Here is a 25,113-nt window from a genome sequence, read left to right as displayed (position 1 = left end):
AACGGTCATGAGAACCGCATTTTACGTCTCTGATGGCACCGCACTCACTGCAGAGGCGTTTGGTCATGCTTTGCTTTCGATGTTTCCCACCGAATTTAGACATAAGACACTGCCCTTTATTGATACTCAGGCCAAAGCGGAAATGGCGTGCAAACAGATTCAACGTGCCGCTGAAGACGATGGTGAACCGCCGCTCATTTTTCACACCTTTGTTAATGTAAAGCTTAAGCAACGCATTACCCAATGCGGCGGCATTAGTTATGATTTTCTCGATAACTTTGTCGGCCAAGTCGAGCACGAGCTAGGCATTAAAGCAAAACCGAAGACTCACCGTACTCATGGCGTGCATAAAGACTACAACTTTCGCGTAGAAGCGATTAACTACGCACTCGATAATGACGATGGCAAAAAGTTGAATCAGTTGGATCAGGCTGATTTGATTCTTGTTGGCGTGTCACGTACGGGTAAAACACCAACCAGTCTATACTTAGCCATGCAATACGGCATCAAAGTAGCGAACTACCCGATAACTGAAGATGACGATTTTGAGCGACTCAGTCTGCCCTATGAATTAAAAATGCAGCGTCACAAGTTATTCGGACTCACGCTCGATTCACAGCGTTTGCATGAAATTCGCAGTCAGCGTCGTGAGGGTAGCCAGTATGCGTCGATGCAACAGTGTCGCTTCGAGTTGTCAGAAGTCGAAAAATTATATCGCAAAGAGGCCATTCCCTTTATTAACTCGACACGTTTTTCAGTCGAAGAGATCGCTGCCAAAATCCTCGCACAAACGAATCTTCAGCGGCGCCGTTACTAATCCGTTATTCGTCAGCTAAAACAAAAACGGCGACCTCGTGGTCGCCGTTTTATATTTTTAACGCTTAATTTAACTTGCGTTGGTGCTTTCAAAAATCTTATCCGCAGATGCTGCAACGAAGCCTGAGTACAATTTACCCGGCTCAATTTCGTAGCGTTTAGCGAACTCATAAAAGCATGAAGGAATTTCTACTGTCTTATCGCTAAACTCGACCGGATGGTGATTAGCCATGGTTGAAGACTGCTCAAGATAGACTTCCGGAGAGCCTTTGATTTCGCCACCCGAAGTGTTCAGTTTAAAACCATTATCTTTAAGCGTTTGGTTGACCTCTTCTAGATCAGTGTAACCCGGTAATTGATTAACACTCACGGTGAAGTGGTTAGCACAGAAACCGAATGCAGCCATCCAAGCCGCGTATTCGCTTTCTTCTAATAACGCTTGATAATCTTCATGGCTGACTTGCCAGTGCGTTCCCGAATACAAGAAATCGTCTTTTTTGACGTCTTCTGGATTAATATGGCTCACCATCTCTTTGACCTTAGCCTGCAAGCTATCGCTAAACTCCTCAGTCATCAGCTCGCTGATGAAGACCTTAGGCAACGTTGGATCCTCGTGCTCAAAATGCTTCGCACGGAGTTTCTTAGCTTCAAAGTGATAGTCGCCACCCTCTTTATAGCCTAGATCTAAAAAGTGTTGCGCGAGCGCTTCAAGACGTACCGGGGCAATATCAAACGTTCGGAAAGCAACGTGATCGTTTACAATCGGATGTCCTTTCCCGAGGACTTCGTGCACCTTAGGTGCCGATGGTGTACGAGAAATGTAATCTTGCCAAAGACGTTCAAACAGCTGCTCGACATGTTGAGACATGAAATTTAATCCTTTTAACGTAGAAGTTACTCAAAAAAATGGCGAATTAACCGTGCCCGTTTCGTGCGGCCCCGAGTGACTCAGCGACCAAAAAGGCAAGTTCTAGCACTTGGTCGGCGTTCAGCCTTGGGTCGCATTGAGTGCGGTAGCGGCTGGATAAATCAGCTTCGCTAATTTGGTACGCACCACCCGTACATTCTGTCACATCTTCACCGGTCATCTCTAGATGGATACCACCTGCATAGCTCCCCTCTGCTTGATGTACCGCAAAGAACTGACGTAATTCTTTATGTATGGCGTCAAAGTTACGTGTTTTCAACCCACCATCTGCTTTTGTTGTGTTGCCATGCATCGGATCGCTTGACCACACCACATTGCGGCCTTCTTGCTGCACACGCCGAACCAGACGCGGAAGGTTGTCGGCCAAATTGTCAGCACCCATCCGTGAAATGAGCGTTAGACGGCCTGCCTCATTATCAGGATTGACCGCGTCAATTAACCGAATCAGCTCGTCAGGATCCATGGTCGGCCCCACTTTGACGCCAATCGGGTTGTGAATACCACGCATGAATTCAACATGCGCGTGGTCAAGTTGGCGCGTACGTTCACCAATCCAGATCATATGCGCCGAACAATCGTAAGGTAGACCGGTCAACGTGTCGGTACGTGTCAAAGCTTGCTCGTACGGCAATAATAAGGCTTCATGAGAGGTAAATAGCTGAGTTTCATGTAAAGTCGCATTATTTTCAGCATTAATACCCAACACTTCCATAAATTTAAGCGCGGACTGAATTTGCTCGGCAATCTCTTGATAGCGTTCTTTCAGTGGGTTCGCGGCCAAAAAGCCCAAGTTCCACTTATGCACTTTATGCAAATTAGCGAGGCCACCTTGAGCGAATGCACGCAAAAGGTTCAGCGTTGCTGCAGAGTGATGGTAAGCCTTCAACATGCGCTCTGGATCAGGCGTGCGAGCCGCATCAGTAAATGCCATATCATTTATGATGTCTCCGCGATAACTCGGTAAGCTCACACCATTGATCGTCTCAAGATCACTTGAGCGTGGTTTTGCATACTGCCCCGCCATCCGCGCGACCTTAGTCACTGGACACGAACCTGCAAAGGTCATCACGATGGCCATCTGCAAAATCACTTTGAATGTATCGCGGATCTTTGGTGCATTAAAGTCTGCAAACGATTCAGCGCAGTCGCCGCCTTGCAGTAAGAAGCCCTCGCCATGACAGACATCCGTCAACTGACTACGTAACGCACGTATCTCTTCTGCGAACACTAATGGCGGAAATTGACTCAGTTGTGACTCAACCTGTTGTAAGTGTTCTTTGTTTGGGTATTGCGGTTGTTGCTTGATGGGTTTATCACGCCAACTACGTGCACTCCACTGGCTCATAACATCCTATCCAGTTGTGGTTATCGAAACCACCAATCTAGCGGGGTCAGGCACGAAAAGCAATGCCCAACCCCGCGTGAATGCTAAGTTTTTATTCAAATTCTACGTAATGCTTCAATTCGCTCACTCAACGGTGGGTGTGACATAAACAAACGACTCAAACCACTGCGTTTACCATTGATACCAAAGGCCAACATTGAGCCCTTCAATTCAGGTTCCTGACCCCGCTGCAAACGCTCAAGTGCGGCTATCATTTTTTGCTTACCAACCAGTTGAGCCGACCCCGCATCAGCACGGAATTCACGTTTGCGTGAAAACCACATCACGATGATGCTGGCCAAAATACCAAATACGATCTCTAACACCATAACGATGCCAAAGTAAGCCAACGTGCCAAGACCTCCACCCTGCTGGTTATTACTACGTGTAGCGTTATCAATCGCACTTGCAATAATGCGAGCAAAGAACATCACGAACGTATTCACTACGCCCTGAATCAGCGTCAATGTCACCATGTCACCGTTAGCAATGTGGCTCACCTCATGCGCTAACACCGCTTCGATCTCATCTTGATTCATCTGTTCAAGCAACCCGGTACTGACAGCAACCAGAGAAGTTGACTTACTGCGACCGGTGGCGAATGCATTAGGCGCGTGAGACGGGAAAATAGCGACTTGTGGCATCGGTATACCGGCTTTTTGTGTTTGTTGCTTAACCGTTTCTACCAACCAGCGTTCAGCCGGTGTCCGCGGTTGCTCGATAACTTGCGCGCCTGTCGCCCTAACCGCCATCCAGCGCGAAATAAACAGTGATACGAAGGCGCCACCAAAACCAAACAGACCACACAGTATTAAAAGGCCTAGCGGATTTTGCACGGTAAGACCCGTGTTTGCGCTGATAATATTAAACACGAAACTAACGACCACCAAAATGGCTATATTGGTCATTAAAAACAGCAAGATGCGTTGCATACACATACCCTCAGTAAGCTAGGACAAATCGGTCTAGATGATATGCTAAATATGGGTGATTGGCTTACATTTCTAGTGACGAATACGTAAAATATTTTAATTATTCACGTTAGAACTAGAGCTAACCTATGACACAACACAAGAATCTACTACTTTTGAGCAGTTCTCGCGTCGGAGATACCGACTATCTTGCCCACAACAGAGAATGGATTAAGAACGCCGTAGGCGATGCAACCGTGCTTTTTATTCCCTATGCAGGCGTGGGTATGACGCATAGCCAATATACCGATAAAGTTCGCAACGCGCTTGCACCTGTTAACGTGGCCGTCACCGGTATAGAGGAATATGCCGATCCGATAGCAGCCGTGCGTGAGGCCCAAGCAATTGCTGTGGGTGGCGGCAACACCTTTCAATTATTGAATTTAATTTATCAACAACAGTTGATTGAGCCGCTTCGCGATACCGTAAATGCGGGGACTCCCTATGTTGGCTGGAGTGCAGGTTCAAATATTGCCGGTAAAACCATTAAAACCACCAATGATATGCCGATTGTTGAGCCACCGAGTTTCAATGCTTTGCGTTTAGTTGAGCTACAAATGAATCCACATTATACCGACTATCATCCGCCTGGCTTTAATGGCGAAACACGCGATGATCGCCTCAACGAGTTTATCGCACTCAATAGCGCCGAAACAGTCTTGGGTTTGCCCGAGGGTACAGGGCTCGAAATACGGGCCGGAGAATGTTACTGGCGCGGAGATGCACAGCCCGTGCTCATTGATAGCGCGGGCAAACAGATTCAACACAACTTAGAACGCATTCGCACATTAATCGGGTAAATTAATTAAGTGCCCGAGTGCCAAGTTTTGCCAGTTCGCATCAAAGCTTATCGAGCCAAGCTGCGAACTCGCCATACGCTGCTTTAAGGTGTCGAGGTTCTGTTCAAATCGTGCCATGGGTTCAACGCTAGGCTGATTAGCAATCCAACCTGTAATCGGCACTGACGATGAAAATATCGCTTGTTCAGTAAGCATTGCATGATTCAGACAGCCAAGCTTCATACCCACGGTTAGAATGACCTCAGCACTAATTGCTTTTACAAACTCGGGCATCATTAATCGCTCGGAGAGCGGTAAAAGCCAACCACCGGCTCCTTCAACAACAATGGCATCGGGGTTCAACGCAACAAGTCGCTCAAACTGCTGCAGCATATCCTCAAGTGATAATGAGACAGCGGCTTCTTGTGCCGCGATATGAGGCGCGATTGCCGGCTCAAATGCATAGGGATTAGTTAAAGCATAATCACAATCCAACGTCATATGGCGTCGTGCATTAGTGGCATCAGCATTAATCCAACGTGTGCCATCCCAGTCACAACCGCTCGCAACGGGCTTCATAGCCAGCGTTTTGAGGCCTTTGTCTGCAAGGTGTTGTAACACAGCTTGAGTTACAACAGTTTTACCAGAGTCTGTGTCAGTACCTGTAATAAAATAAACTTTCATATTAACCTTTAATTAATACATCTTGTCTTTAATTAATGTTGCTTCTAGCACTTTCCAGGTCAATGGGAGTCCTTTTGATGTGCGTTTTTGCTCATAATTGGTCTTCAATTTTTGCCATCGCGTCGGCGTCATTAGGCCGCGATCTTGCTGTGGTGTTTGGCTCGCACCTACACCTTTAATATGGCGCAGTAAACTCTCAAACTGCTCAAAATAATCCGTATGAACGACAACCTCACTGGTGACTTCAAATCCTGCCTGACGAAACTTAGCTTCGACTTCAGCTTGTGTGCGGTAAGCTATCGTATGCTGTTTATCATCAAGCGCTGAATAGACGTCTACCAGTTCAGCGAAGGTCCCCGTGAGTAGAGTGTTCATCAGCACTTGACCGCCCGACCGAGTGACACGAAAAAGCTCATTCGCCACGGTGTTTATATCAGGGCACCATTGCAATGAAAAATTAGCAAATACGGTGTCAAACTGAGCATTTTCTGCCGGAATACATTCTGCGCTACCCTGCTTATACGCAACCTGCGGAAACAACTTGCTCGCCTGAGCCAGCATGCCCACAGCGGGGTCAACACCGAGGTAACGACGACAGTGCTTAAGTAGTAGCTGTGTTTCTGAACCCGGCCCACACCCCAGATCTAAGCAGTCGCCCAGATTGCTACTTTGTGCTTTTTGGTATAAACGCTGCGCAAAGGCGTGCTGTGTTTTATTAAATTGCGTATATGTCGTGGCTGCTTTATCAAATCGCTTAGCTACTTGAGTGAGCCATTGTTCAGGTTGCATCGTCACCGGTTATGTCCTTTCTGCATTGAGATGATCGAACATCACATCAATCATCTTCATATCAACCGTACTACTGAGGCTAATACGCAAACGCGCTGTGCCTTTTGGCACCGTAGGTGGGCGCACGACGCTGACATCAATACCGGCTTGCTTTAACTGTTGGCCTGCAGCCATCGCTCTGGCCTCATCGCCCAAAATTATCGTTTGAATGGCGCTATCGGAATCTACCGAGCGATAATGATGCTTTTTGATAAGCTGTTTCACTCGCCAAATTCTCTCGTTTAACGCATCTCTTCGTAACTGTCCTTCGCGCCCTCTGACAATCTCAATCGATGCGAGTATCGCTGCCACCTGCATCGGTGGCATCGCAGTTGAATAAATATATTCGCGACAAAATTGGCGAATCTCATCGATGTCATTTCGGCTGCCAACAAGTGCCGCCCCACTGGCACCCAGCGCTTTTCCAAAGGTGACGGTGCCCAGCTTAACCTGTTGATTGAGCTGTCCTAAGTAACCTTCACCGTGCTCTCCGATGACACCAATACCGTGTGCGTCATCCAATAACCAGTGAACAGGTGATTGTTCAGTGAAGTCGCGGCCTTGGGCAATGCTAAGCCCATCCCCATCCATGCTGTAGATACTTTCACTGATAAACCAGTCGTGACTTTGAGCCTTTATTGGCCACGTTAAGTGAGGTATCCGTTTAAAGCGAATGCCGCTATTCAGCATGCCCTCAACCATGGACGCATGTATCAACCGATCAGCGTAAATGCGTCCGCCCTGTGCTTGACAATGAGCATGCAATAAACAGGTAATGGCGCCATGATTTGCCGCGAATCCTGTATTAAATAGGATAGCATCCTCGAACCCCAACCAGTCGCACAGTGTTTCTTCAAGCTGTTGATGCAACTGGGTGTGGCCACTCAACAACGGTGAGCCTGTACTCCCAACGCCCCACTCATTGATAGCTGCTTGCGCAGCTGCTTTTACCTGTGGATGTTGCGCTAAACCCAAATAATCATTCGACGATAACTGCGCAGGTCGCGCACTGGCGGTGCGCACCTGCTGCGTTCTATAGAGATTTGAGTTGCGACGCTGCTCAAGACGCGTCGTAATAAAGTGGCGGTTGTTGTTGCTCACTGATCGCCTCATTAATCACCGTTTGATGAACTTCGTCGTCATACCCATCGCGGGTTTCAGGTGTAATACCTAAGCGTTCAAAGAGCTTGAGATCAGCATCCGCCTCTGGGTTATTGGTTGTCAGTAATTTCTCGCCGTAAAAGATAGAGTTAGCGCCTGCAAGAAAGCACATCGCTTGCATTTCATCGCTCATATATTCGCGGCCCGCTGACAAGCGCACGTGTGAGGCGGGCATCAGAATACGCGCAACGGCGATGGTGCGCACAAAATCAATCGGATCTAAATCCTCTAAGTTTTCAAACGGCGTACCTTTCACTTTGACCAACATGTTAATCGGCACACTTTCGGGATGCTTAGGTAAATTAGCCAACTGAACAAGCAGTGATGCACGGTCCTCAACGGATTCGCCCATGCCAACAATGCCCCCTGCACAGACTTTCATGCCAGCGTCACGTACGTTGCGCAACGTATTAAGCCGATCCTGATAGGTTCGGGTAGTGATAATGTCACCATAAAACTCGGGCGAGGTATCCAGGTTATGGTTATAATAATCAAGCCCTGCTTGTTGCAGTGCAGCCGCTTGCTCAGGCGACAACATACCGAGCGTCATGCACGTTTCTAAGCCTAATTGTTTTACGCCTTTGACCATTTCAATGACATAAGGCATGTCCCGATCTTTCGGGTTGCGCCATGCCGCGCCCATACAAAATCGGCTTGCGCCCTTGTCCTTTGCAAGTCGAGCTTCTTCTAATACTTTTTCAACGGCCATCAACCGCTCACGATCAAGCCCCGTGTGGTAATGCGCACTTTGTGGGCAATATTTACAATCTTCGGGGCATGCACCTGTTTTAATTGATAGTAAAGTGCTGACCTGTACCTTATTAGGATTAAAGTGTTGGCGATGCACAGTTTGTGCCTGAAACACCAAGTCATTGAATGGCAAGGTAAGGAGTCGACTGACCTCATCAATGGACCAATCATTTCGTATAGAAGTCTGGCTTTGCGCGCTCATATCGCTGTTCTCATTTATTTATTGGCTTCTCATGCTCGACTAGATTACTGCTAATCGATAAACTGTCAATTTTTTACGAACGCAAAACTTTACAAGAGGTTATAAAGTGAGCAACTCGTTACAGCAAGCTATCCAGTTTGATCAGCAACACATATGGCACCCTTACACCTCAATGACGGATCCCTTACCTTGCTATCACGTGGCGTCGGCGCACGGGTGCGAGATTACGTTGAGCTCAGGTGAACGCTTGGTTGACGGTATGTCCTCTTGGTGGGCCGCGATTCATGGCTATAATCATCCTCAACTCAATGCCGCATTGCATGCGCAAGCCGATAAGATGAGTCACGTGATGTTTGGTGGGCTCACGCACCAACCTGCGATAGAAATGGTTGAGCGCTTAATTGATCTGGCGCCCGCACCACTTGACCGTGTGTTTATTGCCGATTCTGGTTCAGTCAGTGTCGAGGTCGCGATAAAAATGGCGCTTCAGTATTGGTTCTCTATCGAACAGCCGGAAAAAAACCAGCTTTTAACCATACGGGGTGGCTACCATGGCGACACCTTTGCAGCCATGTCGGTCTGTGATCCCGTTAATGGCATGCATCATATGTTTCGACACGCCTTATGTAATCAACGTTTTGTTGAGCGCCCAGCAGTAGAGTTTGGTGAGGAATGGGATCCGAGCAGTCTGAATGCTATTCAACAGGAATTGGAGCAATATCATGGTGCTATAGCGGCAGTGATTGTCGAACCTGTGGTTCAAGGTGCCGGCGGCATGCGATTCTATCACCCAGAATACTTAAAGCAGCTTAGACGCTTATGCGATCAGTATGATGTGCTACTCATCGCCGACGAAATAGCCACAGGTTTTGGTCGTACGGGACAACTGTTTGGTTGCGATCATGCGGGTATTGTGCCCGACATCATGTGCGTGGGAAAAGCGCTAACCGGTGGTTATATGACATTGGCAGCGACGCTCACTCATACAAAAGTCGCTGAGGCGATCGGTCAAGGTCAAGGGGGTGGCGCTTTGATGCATGGTCCCACCTTCATGGGAAACCCACTTGCCTGCGCTGTCGCAAGTGCTTCGTTAGCCTTGATTCAACAAGGCAAATGGCGAGCACAGGTTAAGCAGATTGAGCAACAACTGCGTGAAGAGTTGATTCCTTTAAACCAGCATCCTGAAGTAAATAGTGTGCGCGTTCTCGGGGCTATTGGTGTTGTGGAGCTTAATAACGCTGTCGATGTTGCCCGCACTCAGGCATTGTTTGTCGAACTCGGTGTGTGGATACGCCCATTTGGTCGACTCATGTACATCATGCCGCCTTACTACATTAGTACTCAACAACTCAGCAAACTGACTCACGCTATCGCGCAATACCTTAAGTCAGTTACTAGCTGAAGCCAAAAAAGAATAACAACAAACCGCTGATGCTGGCTAACCCCAGTATCAGCGTGTTAACCCAAATGTGTGTACGTCGTTTGTGATGCAACCAAATATTGAGTATGCAAGCAGTCACACTGACAACCAAGCCGAGCGCCATTAAGAATAGGTAGAACCCCACTAAACTGCTCACCCACGTTGTACGCAGATCGATACCGGTCCACTCACTAAACATCGTGCCCGTTTCGGGTTTGGCGAAATCGTAAATGATGAGTGCCGCAATAAAGATCAACCAGCCGAGGATCGAAAGCGCCCCCATCACGCGACGCCATGCACTTAATTTTTGCAGTCGTTTGCTGTCATTGCTACGCATATCGTCAGTTTTAATAGGATCCTACTTGAGTCTGTGCCAAAGACAGGTAACATAGCAACCTTTATTTAGTTAAATTTGCATTTCGGAGATTTCTAACCCATGTCGTATGCTTCTGTCGTGGATGTGTTAGCAGGAAAAGTCGCCGTTGATGAAACAGTTACGGTCCGTGGATGGGTACGGACACGGCGTGATTCAAAAGCGGGTATTTCATTTATTAACGTACATGATGGCTCATGCTTTGATGCCATCCAGGCTGTTGTGCCTGCTGAATTACCTAACTATGAGTCCGAAGTGCTCAAATTAACGACTGGATGTTCAGTCGCTGTAACCGGTGTGGTCGTTGAGTCACAAGGCAAAGGTCAATCGTTTGAGTTGCAAGCGACTGGCGTAAAGGTATATGGCTGGGTTGAAGATCCCGATACCTATCCGATGGCACCTAAGCGCCACAGCATGGAGTATTTGCGCGAATACGCACATTTACGCCCGCGCACCAACGTAACCGGTGCTGTAATGCGTGTACGCAATACATTGTCGCAAGCCATCCACCGTTTTTTCCACGAACACGGTTATCTGTGGGTCAGCACACCGATTATTACTACGTCGGACTGTGAAGGCGCCGGTGAAATGTTCCGTGTTTCGACGCTTGATTTGATGAATGTCCCTAAAACCGAGCAAGGTAATGTTGATTTCTCACAAGACTTCTTCGGTAAAGAGGCGTTTTTAACGGTCTCGGGGCAGCTCAACGTTGAATCCTATGCATGCTCATTGAGCAAAGTGTATACCTTTGGTCCGACATTCCGAGCGGAAAACTCAAACACGAGTCGCCACTTGTCAGAATTTTGGATGGTTGAGCCGGAAGTTGCGTTTGCTGACCTCGATGATGTCGCGCACCTTGCAGAAGACATGTTGAAGTACGTCTTCAAGGCAGTACTTGAAGAACGCCCTGACGATATGGCGTTTTTTGAGCAGCGCATTAATAAAGATGTGGTCGAGCGCCTCACTCGTATGGTCGATAGTGACTTTGTTCACATGGACTACACGGATGCCATTGAGATCTTGAAAAACTGTGGTAAGAAATTCGAGTACCCAGTCGAATGGGGAGTCGACTTACAATCTGAACATGAGCGCTACTTAGCCGAAGAGCACGTCGGTGCGCCTGTAATTCTGAAGAACTACCCTCGTGATATTAAAGCTTTTTATATGCGTCAGAACGAAGATGGCAAAACCGTCGCAGCAATGGACGTATTAGCGCCAGGCATTGGCGAAATCATTGGTGGTAGCGCGCGTGAAGAACGCCTTGATGTGCTTGACCAGCGTATTGCAGAGATGGACCTGCCGGCTGAAGAGTACGAGTTCTATCGCGACTTGCGTCGCTACGGTACCGTACCACATGCAGGTTTTGGCTTAGGCTTTGAGCGTTTAGTGTCTTACGTCACCGGTATGCAAAATATTCGTGATGTAATTCCGTTCCCACGCGCACCCAAATCGGCACAGTTCTAAGCTCGCCCGTTTATCCAATATGAATATAAAGAAGCCAGCAAATGCTGGCTTTTTTATTATTGACACTGGATTGCGTTACTCGCCCACTTGGCTCGCGCTTAAAAAGTAAGGCGAATAGTCCTTCTCAGGTTTTATAGGTGTGGGGACTGCCGGCGTTCCAATATAGAGAAAACCCACAATTTCGTCATCTTCGCTGCATTTAAATTGCTCGCGCACATAGTCGCTTTGAGCCGGCCAACCCGTACGCCAAATAGCCCCAAGTCCTTGTGCAAAAGCCGCCTGTTGCATCGCCATCAGCGCACAGGCTGTGGTAGCAAACTGTTCTTCGCGAGGCACTTTATCGTGCTTTTGATAACGCAAACAGGCAGTAATGATAAGTGGTGCACGAAATGGGATTTGACCCGCTTGTTCAACTCGTTCTTCGGAGAAATCGTTAAGCCTCGCAGCCTGTTGATAGATGTCTGCCAGTATTTGTCGATCACTGCCCATAAACTGATAAAATGCATAAGGGCTGAGGTTCACATGATCGGGAACCCGAACCGCAGCTTTCTTAATGATTTCAAGCTGTTCGGTGGTTGGTGCTGGCTCCATTAAGCGCGGCATTGATGAGCGTGTCTGTAGCAGTTCTAGCGCGTCCATATTACCTCTATTTTGTCTGCTTTTGTCATGCTTCGTTACATTCTTACTCTGGTTAAGCACATACGGATTGTATAAGCTATCGAATTATATCTTAAGTTAGGAAGGCCCTATGCGTTTTATTGGCTCTATATTTAAATATATTTGGCGAATCATCAATGGGTTACGTATCGTTATCCTCAATGTTATTTTTTTCGCCCTACTGATCGGTTTTATTTCCGTTATTGTGAGCGAGGAAGATCCCGTTGAAGTACCGGATAATAGCGTACTTGTATTGAATCCCCATGGTATATTGGTAGAAGAAAAAACTTACCGCGATCCGGTTGACCAGTTTTTCAATCGTGCGTTCGGCGCCGATGATGAGATCCCTGAAGTCCTATTATCGGACGTCGTTGATGCCATTGAAAAAGCAAAAACGGACGATCGTATCGGCGCGCTTTACCTTGACCTATCCTCAATGTACCCGAGTGGTGTCAACAAGCTGCAAGCCGTGGGTGAGGCGTTGAGTGATTTTAAAACCAGTAATAAGCCGATTATCGCAGCAGGTGACTACTTCGAGCAGTATCAATATTACTTGGCCTCATATGCTGATAAAGTCTATTTGAATCCACTCGGCTCAGTTGCTTTTGATGGGTTTGATTATTCACAAGTTTACTTCAAAGAGCTACTCGATAAGCTCAAAGTAAAACCGCACGTGTTTAAAGTCGGTACCTATAAAGCCGCGGTTGAGCCGTTCATACGTAATTCAATGTCTGACGAAGCGCGTGAAGCGAACGAATATTTGTATGATGCGATGTGGGACAACTTTAAAGCAGATGTCACTGCACAACGTCAACTTTCAGACACCATCACCAGCGGTCAACTCGACGACTACATGGCGGCGTTTGAATCAGCGAATGGTGATATGGCGCAAATGGCGTTAGATACCAATCTAGTCGACGCGCTTAAAACACGTACCGAAATTCGCAATGAGTTGATTAACCTGTCAGGTTACGATGAAGATACAAAAACCTTCCGTAACATTGGTTTTTCAGCCTACATTACTGAACCTGACGAAGATCTCAATCCACTTGCTGAATCCAAGAAAGATCAAATTGCGGTTGTGGTAGCCCGTGGTCAAATTGTCAATGGCACACAGCGCGCAGGTATGATTGGCGGTGATAGCACAGCGGCCCTATTGCGTAAAGCGGGTGAGGATGAACGCACCAAAGCAGTGGTTTTGCGCATCGACTCGCCCGGTGGTAGCGGCTTCGCTTCCGAAATTATTCGTCAAGAAGTCTTACAGCTGAAAGAAAAAGGAATCCCAGTTATTGCCTCAATGAGCAGTGTCGCTGCTTCGGGTGGCTACTGGATTGCCGCTGAAGCTGACGAAATTTGGGCAGCGCCAACAACCATTACCGGTTCAATCGGAGTATTTGGCTTAGTCATGACGCTTGAAGACAGCGCGGCCGCAATTGGCGTACATAGTGACAGTGTCAGTACCACAGAAATTGAGTCACTTAATACCCTTGAGGGTATTAGCGACAGCCAAGCACGCATTCTACAACGCTCGACCGAGAACTTTTACCAGTTCTTTATTACCATGGTCGCTGAAGCCCGTAATATGACCCCTGAAGCGGTCGATAACGTCGCACAAGGACGTATTTGGACAGGTCGCCAAGCGTTGGAGCGTGGTTTGGTTGATAACCTGGGTGATTTTGATGATGCAATCCAAGCGGCCGCTAAACGCGCTGAATTGACCGATTACGCGGTCAATACCGTGACACAGGACTTAAGCCCACAGCAGCAGTTCTTCGCTGAGTTTATGGGGCAGTCGAACCTGTCATGGCCGTTTGCTTCAAGTGAACAAAACTGGTTAGTGCGTAACGTACGTCACGTGATAAGCGAGTCAGAAGCACTGCAAAACTTTAACGACCCAAAAAATATCTATACCTACTGTGCACTCTGCGTCCAACCGCGGTAAACTGTGTGATAACACACAGTCACCCTTTGGAGTAGAGTTTGGAACGTAAGAATATTTACGTCGCCTACACAGGCGGTACCATCGGTATGAAGAAATCGGCTCAGGGCTACGTCCCGGCAGCGGGACACCTGAGCCAATGTGTCGAGAACTTACCCGAGTTTTTTCGGGAAGAAATGCCGCACTTCGACATTCATGAGTACGCGCCGCTGATGGACTCATCAGACATGACCCCCACCGACTGGGTTCGTATCGCGCGCGATATCGAACAAAACTACGATCGCTATGATGGTTTTGTTATCTTGCATGGCACAGATACGATGGCTTACACCGCATCAGCACTGTCGTTTATGTTGCAAGATTTAGGCAAACCCGTCATTGTTACCGGCTCGCAAATACCGCTATCCGCTCTACGCTCAGATGGTCAAATTAACTTGCTTAATGCGCTTTATATTGCAGCGAATTATCCAATTAATGAGGTAAGCCTGTTTTTTAATAACACGCTATTTAGGGGTAACCGCGCTACTAAAGCCGATGCCAATGGCTTTAATGCTTTCTCATCACCTAACTACCCTTCATTACTTGAGGCGGGTATCCAAATCAAACTCAATGCAGGCGAGCTCAGCACACCACCTTCCGTGCCTATGTCAGTAGCTGAGATGACGCCACAACCCATTGGCGTAGTGATGCTGTATCCGGGTATTTCACACAAGTTAATTGATAATATGATGCAGCAACCCGTAAAGGCACTCATCATTCAGAGCTACGGTGTCGGTAACGCCCCACAAGATAAAAAACTGCTCGATAGCTTTAAACGCGGCATTGAACAAGGCATTATCATCGTCAATTGTACGCAATGCTTTAAAGGTCGAGTCAATATGGATGGGTACGCGACAGGCAACGCGCTCGCGCAACTCGGCATTGTCTCGGGTAGTGATATGACAATTGAAGCGGCGCTCACTAAGCTGCATTATCTGCTATCGCAAAACCTCTCTCGCCAAGCCATCATTGAACACATTACAACGGACTTGCGTGGCGAATTGACTCAATAATCAACAACAATAAAAAGAACTCATTATGGCAACTCAAAAACCAGCTTTTGCCTCACGTTTAGGCTTTATACTTGCCGCCGCAGGTTCCGCTGTCGGCGTTGGTAATATTTGGGGGTTTCCGACGCAAGCTGCTAGCAACGGCGGTGGTGCATTCCTCCTTGTTTATCTCGTCATGATTCTGTTACTTGCGTATCCAATGTTAGTCGCTGAAATTACCATTGGGCGACTCAAGCGAACAAACCCCATTGACGCGCTCCGCTCTATGTCAGAACGTAAGCTCGTGCGTATGTTTGGCGCATTTTCAGGTATTGCCGGTTTAGTTGTTCTCGCGCTTATTTTAAGCTTCTACGCAATCGTGTCAGGGTGGTTACTTTCCTATATGCTCGCCCCGCTAATGACATTAATCAGCTTGGACACGACTGCCACATGGCTAACCAACTTTAGTGTTGAACGAAACCTCGTCGCGATGTTGGTGTTTATGTTGCTTACAGTGTATGTGGTTCGGGGGGGCGTCAATCAAGGTATTGAACGTTGGTCGCGGCGACTCATGCCCATGTTGTTTATCTTACTGATTGGTATGGCTATCTATATACTCAGCCAACCGGGTGCCTCAGAAGGCTTAGTCATGTACTTACGCCCTGATTTTAATGAGATCTTTAAGCCCGAACTGATTATTAGCGCCATGGGACAAGCATTCTTCTCGCTTTCGTTAGGCGTTTGCGTGATGATGACCTACGGTGCTTATCTCTCGAATCAAGAGAACATTCCTAAAACCGCCGGCTGGGTTACATTAATTGACACCAGTGTCGCTTTCTTGGCGGGCCTGCTTATTTTGCCAGCCATGTTTGTGGCACAAAATAATGGGGTCGAAATCTATGCAGCCGATGGCACTTTAAAGTCGGCCGACACACTGGTGTTCACGGTACTACCGGCCATGTTCGATAGCCTTGGTTTGGCAGGTCTATTCGTTGCATTTGCTTTCTTTATGCTCATGCTTATAGCCGCTATTACTTCTTCAATTTCGATGTTAGAGGCCCCTGTCAACGCGCTACGTGAAGAGTTAAATTTAGAGCGACATGCAGGCATATGGGTCGTTGCCACAGTTGTTACTTTCATTTCCGGCGTGATTGTCGTCAACTTCGAATCGCTGTTTGGCGCTGTCATTACGTTCAGTACGGTGTACATGCAACCCATCATGGCGCTTATCTTTGGTGTGATGTTAACCTGGGTTCTTCGCCAACATGTATTGCTAAAAGCGTTACAGCAAGGTGCTGAAAATATCGAGAAATCGTTATTTTGGAAGATTTGGCCGTGGTACGTGAAGTTTATCTGCCCGATCTTAATCGGATTAGTTATCTGGCAAGGTTAGACCTTGCCAGATAACGTTAGCTTAAGACATGGCAAATAACTGAATAAACTCATCAGCGGCGAGATCTATGGTCGCTGATGCATCATCACACTGGGCCATGATACGATTTGCCCGTTTAGCCGGGAAACAAGTCTTGAGATTGGCTAAAAATTTAGATTTTAGCACTTTCATACCCTCTTCTCTGCGTTTACGATGTCCAATAGGGTACTCGACAACCACCTGTTCTGTTTTCGAGCCGTCTTTAAAAAAGACTTGCACCGCATTGGCTATCGAACGTTTATTTGGATCGAGATAATCAGCACTGAAAGACTCCTTTTCTGAGACTTCCATCAACTCACGCAATTGGTCGATTTCTGGATGCTGCTCATGGAAGCTATCTTCGTAGTGATCAGCGTTAAGTTCACCATACGCTAAACATACGGCCGTCATATATTGTAAGCAATGATCACGGTCGGCGGGGTTATTCAGCGCGCCCCGTTTTGAAATAATTCGAATGGCAGACTCATGAGTCGTGATTTCGATGCGCTCAATTGCGTCTAAGCGACCTTTTACCTGACCATGTAGTTTTATCGCGGCCTCGCACGCAGTTTGGGCGTGGAATTCAGCAGGAAAACTCAATTTAAACAGAATATTCTCCATCACGTAACAGCCGTACTCCCGCTCGAAGAAGAAGCGACGCTCATTTTCCGGTTTTACTTGTTGGTCACGATTGGTTTTGCTAAACAGCACATCGTAGAATCCCCATTGCGGCGCTGACAGCGCACCTGGAATCCCCATTTCACCCCTTAATGCAATATCAGCCAATCTAATAGCCCGTCCGCAGGCATCACCTGCCGCCCACGATTTCCGTGATCCTGCATTCGGGGCGTGGCGATAAGTTCGCAGTGCTTGCCCATCGACCCATGCGTGTGACAAAGCGACTTCTATTTGCTGCTGACTGCCACCCATGAGCCATGTAGCTACAGCCGTGCTCGCGACCTTGACCAATAGAACGTGATCCAAGCCAACGCGGTTAAAACTATTTTTAATGGCCAAGTTGCCTTGTATTTCGTGCGCTTTAATCATCGCTTCAAGCACGATGTCTAACCCCACAGGGGCTTTGCCAGCAGCTCTATTTTGCTGGCTCACGAAATCCGCCACTGCGAGAATCGCGCCAAGATTGTCCGAGGGATGTCCCCACTCAGCGGCAAGCCATGTGTCGTTATAATCAAGCCATCGTATGATACAGCCAATATCCCAAGCTGCTTTCTCTGGATCGAGCTTAAAATGGGTGCCGGGAACACGCACCTGTCCTGCACTCGCATCGAGACCTAAACGTGGGCCCAGATGCTTCGTGCATTCTGGATAGCGCAATGCCAATAAGCCACACCCGAGGGAATCAAGTAAACACGCGTATGCTGTGTCCTTAGCCTCTTTACTCGCTGTCAGTGGTTGTGAAACGTAACTCGCTATTTCCTTGATTTCTTTATCAAAATCGGGACGTTCGTTACTATCAAATTGATCAGACACGAAGAACCTCCTTGCTATTGTTGTATCTTGTCATACGAGTACGTAAAGTGATTCGATCGCCTAAAGTCGGCTAAAAAAAACCCGGAGCAAACCTTTCGCTCCGGGTATAGGGGAATGGCTCATGGGATGAGCCGTGCGCTAATCAAAATAGCAACTGACTAAAAAGTAGTCGTTATAGTTTAGTCTAGAACAGATTTTGGAAAGATCTAATCATTTTTTAAAATTTTTAAACGTTCACTAAATCAAGTAGTTAAGGAGGAAGGAGTCAAGTGACCCACATTATACTCAACACTTATACACAACCTTTAAACAGGTTATAAAAATTCTGAGTTGTGACCCTAGCGACTTCTTCTAACGTGATACCTTTGGTGTCTGCGACGCATTTTGCGACCTCAGTTACGTACGCAGGTTGATTTTGTTTTCCCCTATGCGGGACGGGAGCTAGCCAAGGACTATCAGTTTCAATCAACAATCTCTCAAGCGGCAGTGCTTTAACAACATCTCTTAACGCCTCGGCATTACGAAAACTCGCAATACCAGAAATTGAGATATAGAAACCGAGTTCTTCAATGGCGCGTTCTGCCATCTCCAAGGTTTCGGTAAAACAATGTAATACTCCGCCGCAACGCTCAGCGTGTCCACTTTTTAGCAGTGCTAACGTATCTTCTCGTGCATCCCGGGTATGAATAATCAGAGGTTTATCCAGCTCTACAGCCACATCAATATGTGTTGCGAAGCTTTCTTGTTGTATCGATTTACTGTCAGGATCGTAGAAATAGTCGAGTCCTGTTTCGCCAATCGCAACTACACGCGGCTCACTCGATAGCTGTTTAAGGTGATCATGCATTTGATCGAGCGGGGTTTTATTGTCGCCAACATATAAAGGATGCAGGCCGCAAGAAATACTTACGTCTTCAAACTCCGCTACGGTATCACGCATATGCGGAAAGTCCTCAAGCGTAACATTAACACAGAGAATTTTCTCAATCTGCTGCGCGCGCGCATTATCAACCACTTGCTGTAACGTTAAACCTACTTTGGCAGGATCAATTTTATCCAGATGGCAATGGGAGTCGACAAACATTCTTGCTCCTAACGACTAAAATAACTGAGTCAAAATAGTACCACAGATTTGCCGATAGGGCTGAATCAAAGCCATACAACGTAACCGAAGTAAGGCCTCTTGCTCATCAATTATAAGTCCTACTAAACAGTGACCATCAATACCAACGAGTGAGCTTCCAACCACCAGTTTCCCGCTATACGGCGCTAATCCGTCAGGTAGCATAACCGATACTCGTAAACGTGCTGCCGGCTGCTGCCAAACGCGACACCACAGCATAAGCAGACTATCAATCGGTGTAATATGGTGAGCTAAGCTTTCGGGGGTGTCAAAGCGATAATTAAGTTGTGGGATCACCTGCATGCGCTTGCGTCCAAGTTAACCATTGGTTTTGCAAGATTATAGCCAGATTTAACCCACGTGCTTGAGTCGATAACTGCCTTAATTGTCGGAGCTCACTTATTTTTTGGTCAATTGGCTGCAATGTCGACAAACCGTTAATAACCAATGCTCGGTAATTATCGTACAGGTCGGGAAAAGCCAGTTGTGCCAGCGGTGCTGCGGCATATACGCGCCAAAGATCGGTCAACACGTGCTCGCTCACGTCAATCCATTGTTGAGCGTTTTGTTTGGCACCGAGCGTGGGAAAAGGTGCTTGCCTAGCGATTGCCCGAAGGAGTTGTTGTGCGAGCGCTTGTTGTTCCACAGAATGGTCTTTAGGAAACGATATCGGTAGCCATTGCATCCGGCTGCGTAATGTCGCCAGAATGCGCTCTGGCTGCTGCACAGTTAATAACCAGACTACATCCTCAGGAGGCTCTTCAAGAATTTTTAGAATCGCGTTGGAAGCCTGCTCCGTCATGCGATCCATGGCTTCAAGGTAAATCACTCTGCGCCCACCTTGATTGGCCGTTTGATGAATGAATCGCGTTAAACGGCGCACTTCATCAACGCCTAGCGTACTTTGCTTGTCGTCGACTTTAAATTCAATTATATCTGGGTGGTTATTCGCTTTTCGCAATAGACATGCTTTGCATTCACCACAGGCGCGTTTACTTGGATTTCGACAGAGCAATAACGAAATGAATTCCTGTGCAAACGCTTCCGTCCCATGCTCAGGCGCATGCTTATAGTAGTATGCATGAGAGAGGCGTTGGGACTGAAACGCCGCCAACAGCTGTTGCCAAGGTTTTCGCATCCAAGGAAAAGCCATTAGAACAAGTGCTCCTCTAAAGCGCGCAGAATGGCTTGATGGACCTTAAGCATTTCTTGATTGGCATTAATAATGACAATATTGGGGTCTCGTTTAGCTAACTCCAGATAGCGCGCGCGCGTGCGCCGAAAGAACTCGATATCCTCTTCTTCGATGCGATCCAGTTCACCGCGACCACGGGCGCGCTGCAAGCCCGTTTCTTCGTCCACATCGAGATACAACGTCAGATCGGGAACAAACGAACCGAGTGCAATGGTTTTCAGTTGTTTAAGCAGGTCGGCACCGAGTTCACGTCCTCCCCCTTGATAAGCTTGTGATGACAAGTCGTGACGATCGCCTATCACCCAAACACCGTCCGTTAAAGCAGGTTCAATGACCGTTTTTACCAGTTGTACGCGGCTCGCGTACATAAGTAACAACTCTGTCGCAGGTTGTACCTGCTCTTCCCAACGTTGTTTCACAAGATCACGAATGGCTTCAGCCATCGGCGTGCCGCCTGGTTCACGTACAGTTTCGGTGCGAATACCCTTGGCCTGTAGATGGCTTACGATGCTTGCGATAGCCGAGCTTTTACCTGCACCCTCTAAGCCTTCGATTACAACAAATTTCCCTTCCATTTAAACATCTTTCCTATTGGCTATTCGGTATCTTGATTGAGCTGATAACGGCGCACAGCCCGTTGGTGTTGATCTAATGTCTCAGAGAATACATGCTCGCCCTGTTTATTGGCTACAAAATAAAAGTAGTTGGATGCCACGGGTTGAGCAGCCGCGCGCACAGCCGCTTCGCTTGGAATGGCGATAGGCGTTGGCGGTAAACCATCAATCCGATACGTATTATAAGGGGTCTTTTCTCTTAAATGAGCACGTGTAAGATTACCATTAAAGTCATCAATACCGTAAATCGTTGTCGGATCAGACTGCAAACGCATACCGACACGCAATCGATTATGGAACACACTAGAAACTAAATCTCGCTCGCCCGCCAGGCCGGTTTCCTTTTCGATAATCGACGCCAATATGAGCAGTTCGTAGGGCGACTCCACTTCACATCGGGAATTACGCTGTTGCCACGACTCCTCCACGATACTCTTCATTCTATCATGTGCTCGGCGTAAAATTGATCGGTCGGTTTCATGTGCACGATAGTGATAAGTTTCTGGATAAAACCACCCTTCGGGCGATGCATGCTCAATACCCATGGCTGCAGGCAATTCATCAACACGATCAATTGTTTGCTTCATATATTCTGCTTTATTTAGCTGCCTCATCCATTGGGCTATGGTCTGACCCTCTATCAAGGTGATACTGAATAAAGCTTCTTCATTATTCTTAATTCGATGCCACACCGATAGCCACGTATCGTTGGGTGATAAACGATAAACACCGGCTGGAAGCCTGTCCACACCGACTAAAAACTGGCTTAAACGATAGTCAAGCGCACTAAAATCGCGGTTAAAACGTGAATTAATTCGACTCACAATAGAGCGGGCGGTATCGCCTACAGCGACTTCAAATACGTCGTCATCGTTACCATCTGCTGACGCAAGCGGCTGAGCCAATCGCCACTGAGTTAATGCGAACACCGAGGCTGACATCAAGACAAGGAGACATAAAAGTAAAATTAGAAGTTTAAGCGCACGTTTCATCAATAAATGTTTTCAGATCTGCCGGTATTTGAGTATTGATTACCTTATCATGGATTTGCGATACGGGAATCACTCCCTTTACCGAATTGGTGATAAACATCGAACTCACCGAACATAAATCAGGCACTTTAGCTTCTACTACTTTAAGCGCGGGGAGCACCCCCTGTTCGATTATCGCTTCTCTCATGACTCCCGCGACACCACAACGGTCGATCTTCGGTGTACACCAATAACCATCAGCATACCAAAATAGATTGCCTTGAATCGCCTCGGTAACGTAACCATTACTTGAACATACAATAAAGTCATCAAAATTCGATGTACTAAGCTCTTTATGGAGCAGTACCTGTTCGAGTCGATTGAGTGTCTTTAAACCAGCTAATAACGGTTGCTCTCCAAGTCGAGTGTCTGCGACAGCCACTTTAACTGGCGACTTGTTCGGCTGAGGCGCTGCTGACGTTGTTAAATACCAGTTCGGTTGACAGTCTGGTAGCAAACGATAGCCCTGACGACTATTCCCCCGAGTAATAATAATCTTAGCTACACCCGTCACTTGCTCTCGACAAGCAGCTAACAGACTGTTTTCGATTGCTTTTAGTAGCCTGTCATCCAATGGTATTCCAAGCCGCTCACTTGCCCCTATTAAACGCTGCTTATGATAGGGCCATAATTGGAGCTGTTTATGTTTGAACAGGATCGTCGTGAAATGACCATCCCCGAATTGTAGTCCGCGGTCAAATCCCTTATCCGCATCATAGAGTGTATCAAACATAAACCAGGCCTCCGCTGCGTAGCCTACTCTCGTGACTTTTCACATAAAAAAGGCGGCCATAGGCCGCCCTTTCGGTATTACAGCTAACTGCGTGTAATTAGTCGTCAGAGTGCGACTTAACGTAATCGATTGCAGCTTGAACAGTTTTGATTTTCTCTGCTTCTTCGTCAGGAATCTCAGTTTCAAACTCTTCTTCAAGCGCCATAACCAATTCTACTGTATCAAGTGAATCAGCACCTAGGTCATTTTCGAAAGAAGCTTCTGGTTTAACTTCTTCTTCTTTAACACCTAGTTGCTCGATGATGATTTTTTTTACGCGTTCTTCGATAGTGCTCATGATTATAAAATCCTTAAATAGTCTTCACGAGTGTCAAAATTTTCGGCTAGTTTAGTGAAACCAACGCGAAATATAAAGTAAAAATTTAAAAATATCCTAGAGGTCGTACCCCTTAGGCTTTACACCATGGCCATACCACCATTCACATGAATGGTTTCGCCAGTGATATAAGCTGCGCCCTTGCTCGCTAAAAACACTACGGCAGAGGCAATTTCTTCCGGCTGACCCAAACGCTCTGCTGGAATATTAGCATAGATCGCCTGTTTCTGATCATCCGTTAATGCTTTGGTCATATCGGTATCAATAAACCCGGGAGCGACGCAGTTTACGGTAATGCCGCGCGCTGCTACTTCTTTAGCCAGTGATTTTGAAAAGCCCACCAAACCAGCTTTTGCAGCACAATAATTGACTTGTCCAGGATTACCTGTCGTTCCCACAACTGAGCTGATGTTGATGATACGACCGTGACGGCGCTTCATCATGCCACGAATAACCAATTTACAGATTCGGAATACAGCCGTCAGATTGGTATCGATGACTGCGCTCCAGTCATCTTCTTTCATTCGCATCATCAGGTTGTCACGGGTGATCCCCGCATTATTGACGAGGATATCGATTTTTCCATGCGTCTTTTCAATATCTTTAATTTTTTCTGCAAGATCATCGACTTCGTTGACGTTTAATGCGAGACCTTGGCCCTTGTCGCCAAGATAGTCAGAAATTGATTCAGCGCCCTTGTCACTGGTCGCCGTACCGATAACAAAAGCACCTTGCGCTGCTAATTGCTCGGCAATTTTACGGCCAATACCACGACTCGCGCCAGTAACCAGAGCAACTTGTTCATTTAATGAAAACATGGTGTACCTCTATACTTATTCAGTAGTAAAAGCTTCGGGCGTGTTAAGTGCTTGGCACCCAAAGACTTTGGTAATTCGTTTTGAAAGGCCCGTGAGTACTTTCCCAGGCCCCACTTCATAGGCTGCTTGGACATCCATATCGGCCAGTTTTTGAACCGTTTCTGTCCAACGAACTGGAAAGTACAGTTGGCGAACCAGTGCGTCTTTAATCGCCTCCGGATCGTCATTAACCGTCACATCCACATTATTAATCACAGCACAAGACGCCGGTTTAAAAGTGACCGATTTCAACGCGGACATAAGCTGCTCAGCGGCGGGCTTCATCAGTTCACAGTGCGACGGGACGCTCACTGGTAAAGGAAGCACACGTTTCGCACCTGCATCTTTAAGTAGTTCCCCTGCGCGCGCAACCGCATTGCGGTGCCCAGCGATCACTACTTGCCCCGGTGAGTTATAATTTACCGGAGTCACCACCTCATCTTCGGCGGCTTTCTGACATAACTCAGCAATTAACTCGTCGTCCAACCCAATGACCGCTGCCATCGCTCCTTCCCCCGGAGCCACTGCATTTTGCATGGCCTCACCTCGCAATGCGACAAGACGAACAGCATCACGAAATTCGAGCACGCCCGCGCAGGTTAACGCAGAATACTCGCCTAAGCTATGCCCCGCCATCACGGTAGGTTGGTTTAACCCCTTTTCCTGTGCTAGGCGGAACAGCGCGACACTGGCTGTTAGCAGCAAGGGCTGCGTAATACGCGTATCGTTAAGCTTTTCCTCTGGCCCTTCTTGCGCTATGTGCCATAAATCATAGCCTAACTCTTCTGAAGCTTCCGCAAAGGTTGCCTGAATAACCTCATGCTCTTGCGCAAGGTCAGCAAGCATACCCTGAGATTGTGAACCTTGACCCGGAAATACATAAGCAATTTTTGTCATA

General features: G+C 47.3%; 26 protein-coding genes. 7 read left to right on the top strand and 19 right to left on the bottom strand.

All coding sequences use genetic code 11. The features are described from left to right. The first annotated feature begins 7 nt into the window (after nucleotides 1–7). Complete coding sequence (locus tag BFR57_RS03950) at nucleotides 8–817, top strand: pyruvate, water dikinase regulatory protein (RefSeq protein ID WP_006955779.1); 810 nt, start codon at nucleotides 8–10, stop codon at nucleotides 815–817. 69 nt (nucleotides 818–886) lie between these two features. On the opposite strand, the gene BFR57_RS03945 is transcribed toward BFR57_RS03950, so the two are convergent. The 3 genes from BFR57_RS03945 to htpX form a co-directional block, all read right to left on the bottom strand. After that, entirely contained in the window at nucleotides 887–1,684 is a 798-nt protein-coding gene (locus tag BFR57_RS03945) for a DUF1338 domain-containing protein (RefSeq protein ID WP_006955780.1), read from the bottom strand. 46 nt (nucleotides 1,685–1,730) lie between these two features. Then, on the bottom strand, nucleotides 1,731–3,089 hold the full coding sequence (locus BFR57_RS03940; RefSeq protein ID WP_071462730.1) for a class II 3-deoxy-7-phosphoheptulonate synthase: 1,359 nt from the start codon (nucleotides 3,087–3,089) through the stop codon (nucleotides 1,731–1,733). A 95-nt stretch (nucleotides 3,090–3,184) separates the two neighbouring features. After that, on the bottom strand, nucleotides 3,185–4,060 hold the full coding sequence (gene htpX / locus BFR57_RS03935) for a protease HtpX (protein WP_071462729.1): 876 nt from the start codon (nucleotides 4,058–4,060) through the stop codon (nucleotides 3,185–3,187). A gap of 128 nt (nucleotides 4,061–4,188) precedes the next feature. Here htpX and pepE point away from each other — a divergent pair, with 128 nt between their 5' ends. Continuing rightward, nucleotides 4,189–4,899 (top strand): dipeptidase PepE, encoded by a 711-nt coding sequence (gene pepE / locus BFR57_RS03930; protein WP_071462728.1) that lies wholly within the window; start codon nucleotides 4,189–4,191, stop codon nucleotides 4,897–4,899. Here pepE and bioD read toward each other — a convergent pair. From bioD to bioB, 4 genes are read right to left on the bottom strand one after another with little or no spacing between them, the layout of a single operon-like run. After that, complete coding sequence (gene bioD / locus BFR57_RS03925) at nucleotides 4,888–5,562, bottom strand: dethiobiotin synthase (RefSeq protein WP_071462727.1); 675 nt, start codon at nucleotides 5,560–5,562, stop codon at nucleotides 4,888–4,890. The genes pepE and bioD overlap by 12 nt on opposite strands. Before the next feature lie 12 nt (nucleotides 5,563–5,574). After that, nucleotides 5,575–6,351, bottom strand: coding sequence for a methyltransferase domain-containing protein (locus BFR57_RS03920; RefSeq protein ID WP_071462726.1), 777 nt, complete (start codon nucleotides 6,349–6,351; stop codon nucleotides 5,575–5,577). Nucleotides 6,352–6,360: 9 nt separating this feature from the next. After that, entirely contained in the window at nucleotides 6,361–7,491 is a 1,131-nt protein-coding gene (locus BFR57_RS03915; RefSeq protein ID WP_171903929.1) for an 8-amino-7-oxononanoate synthase, read from the bottom strand. After that, the gene (gene bioB / locus BFR57_RS03910; protein WP_071462724.1) at nucleotides 7,451–8,503 is read right to left on the bottom strand and encodes a biotin synthase BioB; all 1,053 of its coding nucleotides are present in this window, start codon (nucleotides 8,501–8,503) and stop codon (nucleotides 7,451–7,453) included. Before bioB ends, BFR57_RS03915 begins: the two co-directional genes overlap by 41 nt. Nucleotides 8,504–8,609: 106 nt before the next feature. On the opposite strand from bioB, the gene bioA reads away from it, so the two are divergent. Further along, on the top strand, nucleotides 8,610–9,905 hold the full coding sequence (gene bioA, locus BFR57_RS03905; RefSeq protein WP_083405024.1) for an adenosylmethionine--8-amino-7-oxononanoate transaminase: 1,296 nt from the start codon (nucleotides 8,610–8,612) through the stop codon (nucleotides 9,903–9,905). Here the strand turns inward: bioA and BFR57_RS03900 are convergent. Next, nucleotides 9,898–10,260, bottom strand: a complete 363-nt coding sequence (locus BFR57_RS03900; RefSeq protein ID WP_071462723.1) for a hypothetical protein — start codon at nucleotides 10,258–10,260, stop codon at nucleotides 9,898–9,900. The two genes, bioA and BFR57_RS03900, sit on opposite strands and share 8 nt — an antisense overlap. A gap of 99 nt (nucleotides 10,261–10,359) precedes the next feature. Here BFR57_RS03900 and asnS point away from each other — a divergent pair, with 99 nt between their 5' ends. After that, entirely contained in the window at nucleotides 10,360–11,760 is a 1,401-nt protein-coding gene (gene asnS / locus BFR57_RS03895) for an asparagine--tRNA ligase (protein ID WP_071462722.1), read from the top strand. A gap of 75 nt (nucleotides 11,761–11,835) precedes the next feature. On the opposite strand, the gene BFR57_RS03890 is transcribed toward asnS, so the two are convergent. Continuing rightward, complete coding sequence (locus BFR57_RS03890) at nucleotides 11,836–12,399, bottom strand: nitroreductase family protein (RefSeq protein ID WP_071462721.1); 564 nt, start codon at nucleotides 12,397–12,399, stop codon at nucleotides 11,836–11,838. Nucleotides 12,400–12,508: 109 nt separating this feature from the next. Here BFR57_RS03890 and sppA point away from each other — a divergent pair, with 109 nt between their 5' ends. Genes sppA through BFR57_RS03875 form a run of 3 tightly spaced genes read left to right on the top strand, consistent with a single transcriptional unit; the run spans nucleotide 12,509 to nucleotide 16,777 of the window. Next, nucleotides 12,509–14,359, top strand: a complete 1,851-nt coding sequence (gene sppA / locus BFR57_RS03885) for a signal peptide peptidase SppA (protein WP_171903928.1) — start codon at nucleotides 12,509–12,511, stop codon at nucleotides 14,357–14,359. Nucleotides 14,360–14,397: 38 nt separating this feature from the next. Continuing rightward, the gene (gene ansA, locus BFR57_RS03880) at nucleotides 14,398–15,408 is read left to right on the top strand and encodes an asparaginase (protein WP_071462720.1); all 1,011 of its coding nucleotides are present in this window, start codon (nucleotides 14,398–14,400) and stop codon (nucleotides 15,406–15,408) included. 25 nt (nucleotides 15,409–15,433) lie between these two features. After that, a complete protein-coding gene (locus tag BFR57_RS03875) occupies nucleotides 15,434–16,777 on the top strand; it encodes a sodium-dependent transporter (protein WP_071462719.1) in 1,344 nt (447 codons plus the stop codon). Between the two features lie 21 nt (nucleotides 16,778–16,798). On the opposite strand, the gene BFR57_RS03870 is transcribed toward BFR57_RS03875, so the two are convergent. The 10 genes from BFR57_RS03870 to fabD form a co-directional block, all read right to left on the bottom strand. Continuing rightward, on the bottom strand, nucleotides 16,799–18,286 hold the full coding sequence (locus tag BFR57_RS03870) for a bifunctional 2-methylcitrate dehydratase/aconitate hydratase (RefSeq protein ID WP_071462718.1): 1,488 nt from the start codon (nucleotides 18,284–18,286) through the stop codon (nucleotides 16,799–16,801). A 292-nt stretch (nucleotides 18,287–18,578) separates the two neighbouring features. Next, a complete protein-coding gene (locus BFR57_RS03865) occupies nucleotides 18,579–19,370 on the bottom strand; it encodes a YchF/TatD family DNA exonuclease (protein WP_071462717.1) in 792 nt (263 codons plus the stop codon). 15 nt (nucleotides 19,371–19,385) lie between these two features. After that, a complete protein-coding gene (locus BFR57_RS03860; protein ID WP_071462716.1) occupies nucleotides 19,386–19,712 on the bottom strand; it encodes a hypothetical protein in 327 nt (108 codons plus the stop codon). After that, nucleotides 19,690–20,562: a hypothetical protein gene (locus BFR57_RS03855; RefSeq protein WP_071462715.1), complete on the bottom strand. Its 873-nt coding sequence runs from the start codon at nucleotides 20,560–20,562 to the stop codon at nucleotides 19,690–19,692. Before BFR57_RS03855 ends, BFR57_RS03860 begins: the two co-directional genes overlap by 23 nt. Beyond that, nucleotides 20,562–21,179: a dTMP kinase gene (gene tmk / locus BFR57_RS03850; protein WP_071462714.1), complete on the bottom strand. Its 618-nt coding sequence runs from the start codon at nucleotides 21,177–21,179 to the stop codon at nucleotides 20,562–20,564. Before tmk ends, BFR57_RS03855 begins: the two co-directional genes overlap by 1 nt. Nucleotides 21,180–21,199: 20 nt before the next feature. Further along, the gene (mltG, locus tag BFR57_RS03845) at nucleotides 21,200–22,147 is read right to left on the bottom strand and encodes an endolytic transglycosylase MltG (RefSeq protein ID WP_253183602.1); all 948 of its coding nucleotides are present in this window, start codon (nucleotides 22,145–22,147) and stop codon (nucleotides 21,200–21,202) included. A gap of 46 nt (nucleotides 22,148–22,193) precedes the next feature. Continuing rightward, nucleotides 22,194–22,982, bottom strand: coding sequence for an aminodeoxychorismate lyase (gene pabC / locus BFR57_RS03840; RefSeq protein WP_071462712.1), 789 nt, complete (start codon nucleotides 22,980–22,982; stop codon nucleotides 22,194–22,196). A gap of 97 nt (nucleotides 22,983–23,079) precedes the next feature. Next, nucleotides 23,080–23,319, bottom strand: coding sequence for an acyl carrier protein (gene acpP / locus BFR57_RS03835; protein WP_071462711.1), 240 nt, complete (start codon nucleotides 23,317–23,319; stop codon nucleotides 23,080–23,082). A gap of 119 nt (nucleotides 23,320–23,438) precedes the next feature. After that, the gene (gene fabG / locus BFR57_RS03830; protein ID WP_071462710.1) at nucleotides 23,439–24,176 is read right to left on the bottom strand and encodes a 3-oxoacyl-ACP reductase FabG; all 738 of its coding nucleotides are present in this window, start codon (nucleotides 24,174–24,176) and stop codon (nucleotides 23,439–23,441) included. Between the two features lie 15 nt (nucleotides 24,177–24,191). Continuing rightward, nucleotides 24,192–25,112, bottom strand: a complete 921-nt coding sequence (gene fabD / locus BFR57_RS03825; protein ID WP_071462709.1) for an ACP S-malonyltransferase — start codon at nucleotides 25,110–25,112, stop codon at nucleotides 24,192–24,194. Nucleotide 25,113 lies beyond the last annotated feature (1 nt).

Source organism: Idiomarina sp. MD25a (genome assembly GCF_001870515.1).
Lineage (GTDB): Bacteria > Pseudomonadota > Gammaproteobacteria > Enterobacterales > Alteromonadaceae > Idiomarina.
The sequence above is the reverse complement of the archived record's forward strand: the minus strand, read 5'-3'. Positions and strand labels throughout refer to the sequence as shown.